Source organism: Aerococcus sp. NPDC058936 (assembly GCF_042741995.1).
Taxonomy (GTDB): Bacteria; Bacillota; Bacilli; order Lactobacillales; family Aerococcaceae; genus Aerococcus.
In genome coordinates, this window is record NZ_JBHYKZ010000014.1 from 1 (window position 1) to 5,641 (window position 5,641).

The following is a 5,641-nucleotide window of genomic DNA, read 5'->3' on the forward strand; positions in this document are numbered from 1 at the left end:
CACATAGCCCAGCATTAACAACACTTTGAGCTATTTAAGCACTATTACATATACAAATAATTGACGTTATGTGTATGCAAACTGACTAATATTAATTAGCAATAATAATTACACATAATCAGAATTAAATAGCCCCCAGCAATCACATGCTTGTATATGCTCCCCTAAACAAATCAGTTAGCATAAATATACTGACTAATGCTAAAAGCTCTTAAAACGCAAATATGAGCTTCTAACAGCGTGATGCAAAATCCCTAATAATCCCTAAGATTTGCTAAAGCTAACTAATGCTAACTATCAGAACACATATAAATACGTATGCACATAAATAAATGACAACTAAAATTTGTAGTATTTTGTAGTAATTACACAAAAAAAGGGCTAAGACTCAAGCATAATGCTAAAATCTTGCCCTTTTTATTTAGAAACTAATGTCAATACTGTCATAGACTTCATTGATATTTTCTTGCGTTATGCCTATATAGCGCAACGTTACTGATTGGCTTGAGTGATTAAATATCTGCATCAATAGCTCAATAGACGTGCCATTTTTATATGCTAAGTAGCCGAATGTCTTACGTAAGCTATGTGCTGAACACGTTATATTAATCATATCTCCAGCGTGTGCAATGATTTTAGATGCTCGTGAGCGTTTAATGTGTTCAGCTCTGTTACGTGAACTAAAGAACAAGTAATCATCATCACTAAGTTTGTTATTGCTTGCATAGATACTAATACTATTTACTAACTTACTGTTCAGCTTGATAGTCTTAGATTTGCCAGTTTTCTGCTCTTTCAATCGTCTTACTCCAGCTAATGACTCGCCAACTCTAGCGCTCAATACGTCTGATATACGTAATCCTGTATACAAGCAATACTCTAATAGTATTTGCTCTTTTGAGTAAGGCTCATATACGTCTAATAGCTCGTTAAGTGTCTTTCTGTCCTTAATTGCTTGTGCTTCATTCATGCTTTAAACACTCCTTAATTTGCTGAAAATAGTTGAATTAGTCTAGTTTGTAAAATGTTGATTTTATAGCACTATCTTGTACACATAAATTCTCATTATGTGTCCTTGAGATAATCTTAAAACAATAACGCTTTAAAGTCAACATTCTTATGTACACAAAATGAAATTGTGTGTACTTGTATATTTAAAACTTGAAACACCTTAGTAAAATCTTGGTATTAATTAAATAGCCTTACGAAAATCTTACGGTAGTTATTCAGCACATAGACACTCGCTAAGGCTCGTTTAACAAGTCCGACTAATAACAACTAATGCTAGCCACGCTAAGGCGTGCCATTATTAAACAAACAACACTCTATCCAGCATTAGACACTTCTTTAAAAACATAATTAAAGCTAACGCTAAAACACTCGCTAATGCTCGTGGCTTTATCAGTATTGAATAAGCACATAGATATACATGATTACAGCTAGCACGCTTTAAGGACAGCATAAACAGAAGATACACTTTAGCATTTAAGGACTAAGATTATGAAGCATACTCACAATATTCACGTCCTAAAGCACATCAGCATATAAATATACTCATGAACGCTTTAAAGCTCTTAAAACGCAAATATAAAGCTCTCATGACGTGTTAAAAGATAGATAGTGATAGTGCAAAATGTTGGAAAATGTAGGACAAAAAAGGGCTAGCATATTGCTCCAGCATGAAAGTAATAATAATAAGTAAGTGTAATATGTAATTGTTATAATGTTACGTATGCCCAACTATGAGTATGCCAAGGCTTTAACTATATGTATTATGTCTAAGCTATGCTTATGTATGTTTTATCGCTTTGCTCAAAACACTTAAGAGCGTACTATGCTTACGCATAGTGAATAGTAATAAGTTATTGTGTTACACTTCGTACATCAAAACGACCCTAATCCCTTGGGAGAGTAAGAAAAAGTAGACGTCACTTTTAATAACTTATAAGTTATTGTTTTAAGCATTAAAAAAGCCCTAAAGATTGCTCTTTAAGGCTAATTTTATTTGAATTCGCACAAACATTCATGTAGTATTGAGTTGCACATCAAATGATTAATAGTATTTGCTAAATGTATTTTCCCATTCTTTTCTTGAGATGAACTTTCTAACTTCTCCTTTCTTGAAAAACTTGGAAACACATTTTTCAAATGCATCTGTATCATCTGATTTTAAAAGAATTCCTTTATCGTTATCTTGATTACTTCCCAATAACACACGATATCGATTAGGATGACTCACAACTCTGTTAGTACTTTTAGTCTTTGCTAAATCAATCTTGTTTCTGCTAGTTATCTCAATTAGCTCAAGACTTTCTAGCTCGATAAGATATTTTAGCAATCGACTACGATTTGAACTGTTGCCCATTCTCGTCATTATCGAGTAAGGCATATAAAAGCTTGCATATTCATGTGAGCTTTTTTTATTGTTCGCATATCGTTTTGAGTGTACTAACATGCTGAACATCAATTTCTTCAAATGTAACTGTTTAATGCTTAATATCATCTCTATCTCATGCTTGTAAATACGTACATCTTTACGCTTAGTATTAAGCTTGTAGTCATGCTCATATGCTAATGTTACTAGTCGTTTGACTTCTTTAAGAGCATATTCTTGCGTTGTATCTGCTGATATTAATTCTCTATGAGATTCAAACGTATTCAGCATAATCGAATTAATAAACTCAATCGTCTCATCTTGTTCAAAGTCTTGTTCTTTAAAGAACATAGACGATAGCAACGTCATTCTGTGACGGCTACTTGCATAAGTCAGATGACCGTCTTCAATCACTTTTACAATCTCTCTTTCAAGCTCTATTACGCTCTTTGCTTGTAAGTTTATTTGAGATAACAAGCTCTCATACTCGTTTGCTTGCTTGACGTTTAAAATCGTCTCTACAATGTCATTCTGTTCGTCTTCTTTATCTCTAAAATCATTAATAACTAAATCTCTAAAATCAACTAATTTAATCGGCTCTATCTCTAGTAAGTATTCATAGCTTTCAGATTCGCTTAAGTGATAAATACGCTCTGCATCAATATCGAAATTACAGAAACACATAAACTTATTAGTCTTTCTGTGCTTAGAAAGTGGCAATTTCAATCCGTTTGAACTCGTTGGACGAAACTCAACTTCGTGCATTGTTAGCTCTAAACGCTCTAATAGCTCGTAATATAAAGACTTTAAGCCGTCTATCTGCATCACTTCGTCAAAAAATATAGATACGTGATAGCCTTTGTTTCCGCTGAATTCTACATGAATATCATCTAAATCAATTCCGTAATACTCGTGAATCTGCTTCACTAGTTGAATAGTTATGTACTCAGCGTGCTCCAAATTGTCTCGTACATCCACGTCAAACGTCACAAATTTGGTCAGCCCTTGTTTTCCTAACTTGATTCCGAATGTTCTATTCTGACTTAGATGCTGTTTAATATGCCAATCAGTTATAGCGCCTTTACGTGTCACGTAATTGCTCTTAAACTGCTCAAGATATTCTTGTCTGAACATAATAAATAAATCGTTGATTTTAGCGACTAGACTCTTTTCTAAGTCGCTATTCAAATGTATATCATCCTTTCTCTCTCTTAATCTCTGTCTTTAACGTAATCTACGCTTTCGACCCAAAGCTCTCTTCTGAACTCTCCTTTGCGTTATTTACGTTTCCATGCTTTCTCATCAGTATTGAACTCGTATTCAATTATTTTAACATTGTTTTTCAGCTCTTTAATAGATATTAAAATATTTTCGTTATCAGTCGTTAAATATCTTACATCAATATCATCTTCAAGCTTTTTAATAACATAATTACGTACTGCTCTCATGCTGAAAATAAATACTCTATTCGGCTGATAATAGATTAATATATCAGCTAATTCATTCTCATCAACTGCCCAGCCAGCTTTGCCGGATGATTTGCGATACTCAAACATTAAGCTATCGTATCTCTTACGTGTTATCTTCTCTTGTACGTAATACTTATTATTATCTTTAGTTAAAATGACGTCTACACCCTTAATTTGTAAGTATCGTTCACTTTGTGAGTTGTCATAGTCTAATATAGCACTCCCAGCGTTCCATACTTGCGAATAGAATAGATTAATAAGCTCTCTTGTGTCTTGATTGCTCTCTACTTCCAGCATAGCGTTAAAGTCCTTGTAATTGCGTTTATGTTTCTTTCTATACGTGTATATGACTTCACTAAAATCAAAAAATTCTAGTAAGTCATCATCAATATCAGCAAATAGCTCTCTATTCTCTCTTACAAATTGTTGTTGTTCTAATACATCTATCTCGATACTTAGCATTTAATAACGTTGTGAGCTTGTTACTCGTATATATGTATTGCTCCTTTTTTAGCTGAATTATCATAATTCATCACTCTCACTCTCTCTATCTTGAATATGTTTTCTTGCACAAAGTGTTAACTTTAATCTAAAAAAAGCTGATTAGTTTAACGTTACAATTTTTAATATTTACTTGAGTTAACAAACTCACTTCTCCTTTCTATCCTTTTAAATTTTCTTCTAAAAATCGCTCTACTTTGTTAAGTGTGTTATCAGTTAAATCAAGCTTTCCAGCTCTCCATTTTGCGAAATGAGAATAGTCTACTCCCATTTTCTTTGTTATCAGCTTCATCTGCGGTGCATAATACTGCTCATGAAACTTTGAATACATATCTCTTACTCTATTGTTTCTATCCTGCATAAATTCATCCCTTTCTTAAATGTGTCAAAAGTGCCTTTTTTAGTGTCCTTTTAATCCCTATTCGATTAGTGTTGTTAGTTAAAAAGTAAAGCTAGTACACGCAAATACTAGCTACTTTCTGATTTGTACAAACGTATCGAATAGAATAACTTAGAACAACTCTATTATATCAAATGGGATATTGCCCAATATTGATAAATTCAATCCTTAAAAAGGCTCGAATTTATTATTTATTAGAAAAAAGAAAGAATTTGATTAGAATTTAATGAGAGATTAAAACATAGCAATAATACTAGCATCCGGCGATACAACGTATATCATATACAGCACATACAAGAGATGCTAAGTAATGCTATTATTAATATATCAAACGTAAAGAAAGGGCGTATTAAAAATGGCACAGATAAATATACGAGTAACAGACGAACAAAAAGAACTTATTACTTCTAAAGCTAAGGATAGCAACAAATCAATCACTCAATATCTAATAGACAAAGCGCTTGATGATGACACTAGCAACGTAAATAATGCTGATAGCAATCGTATAATTGAAATACTTAATAATCAGCTTGCTGTCAAAGACGAGCAAATTAAAAGTAAAGACAATCAGCTATTAAACTTACAGCAAATGTTATACGTAAAAGAGAATAGAATGCTTGAATATGAGCAAGAAAAAGACGATAAACAGCATAAAAGTTGGTGGAAATTTTGGGCTACTGACAAAGACTAAATATGCTCTTACACGTCTATATTTGCTCTCTAAGACGTTCTACACAATTACATGCATAAATAGACGTGATTGAACATTAAACGCTGTCTACGCTCTGTTATTTAATAAATACACATAGCCCAGCATTAACAACACTTTGAGCTATTTAAGCACTATTACATATACAAATAATTGACGTTATGTGTATGCAAACTGACTAATATTAA

5 protein-coding genes are annotated in these 5,641 nt (G+C 32.7%); 1 reads left to right on the forward strand and 4 read right to left on the reverse strand.

Translation table 11 applies throughout. The features are described 5' to 3' along the window. Positions 1-421: 421 nt before the first annotated feature. The 4 genes from ACFW0C_RS09635 to ACFW0C_RS09650 all read right to left on the reverse strand — a co-directional run bounded on the left by ACFW0C_RS09635 (position 422) and on the right by ACFW0C_RS09650 (position 4,705). Entirely contained in the window at positions 422-970 is a 549-nt protein-coding gene (locus tag ACFW0C_RS09635; protein ID WP_378107022.1) for a tyrosine-type recombinase/integrase, read from the reverse strand. A 1,083-nt stretch (positions 971-2,053) separates the two neighbouring features. Further along, on the reverse strand, positions 2,054-3,562 hold the full coding sequence (locus tag ACFW0C_RS09640) for a hypothetical protein (RefSeq protein ID WP_378107024.1): 1,509 nt from the start codon (positions 3,560-3,562) through the stop codon (positions 2,054-2,056). Between the two features lie 89 nt (positions 3,563-3,651). Continuing rightward, on the reverse strand, positions 3,652-4,305 hold the full coding sequence (locus ACFW0C_RS09645; RefSeq protein WP_378107026.1) for a hypothetical protein: 654 nt from the start codon (positions 4,303-4,305) through the stop codon (positions 3,652-3,654). Positions 4,306-4,504: 199 nt separating this feature from the next. After that, complete coding sequence (locus ACFW0C_RS09650) at positions 4,505-4,705, reverse strand: hypothetical protein (protein ID WP_378107028.1); 201 nt, start codon at positions 4,703-4,705, stop codon at positions 4,505-4,507. 394 nt (positions 4,706-5,099) lie between these two features. On the opposite strand from ACFW0C_RS09650, the gene ACFW0C_RS09655 reads away from it, so the two are divergent. Then, positions 5,100-5,435, forward strand: a complete 336-nt coding sequence (locus ACFW0C_RS09655) for a plasmid mobilization protein (protein WP_378107030.1) — start codon at positions 5,100-5,102, stop codon at positions 5,433-5,435. Positions 5,436-5,641 lie beyond the last annotated feature (206 nt).

Coding starts and splice junctions, on each gene's coding strand:
- ACFW0C_RS09635 (WP_378107022.1), bottom strand. CDS start 970: ATGAATGAAGCACAAGCAATTAAGGACAGAAAGACACTTAACGAGCTA.
- ACFW0C_RS09645 (WP_378107026.1), bottom strand. CDS start 4,305: ATGCTAAGTATCGAGATAGATGTATTAGAACAACAACAATTTGTAAGA.
- ACFW0C_RS09650 (WP_378107028.1), bottom strand. CDS start 4,705: ATGCAGGATAGAAACAATAGAGTAAGAGATATGTATTCAAAGTTTCAT.
- ACFW0C_RS09655 (WP_378107030.1), top strand. CDS start 5,100: ATGGCACAGATAAATATACGAGTAACAGACGAACAAAAAGAACTTATT.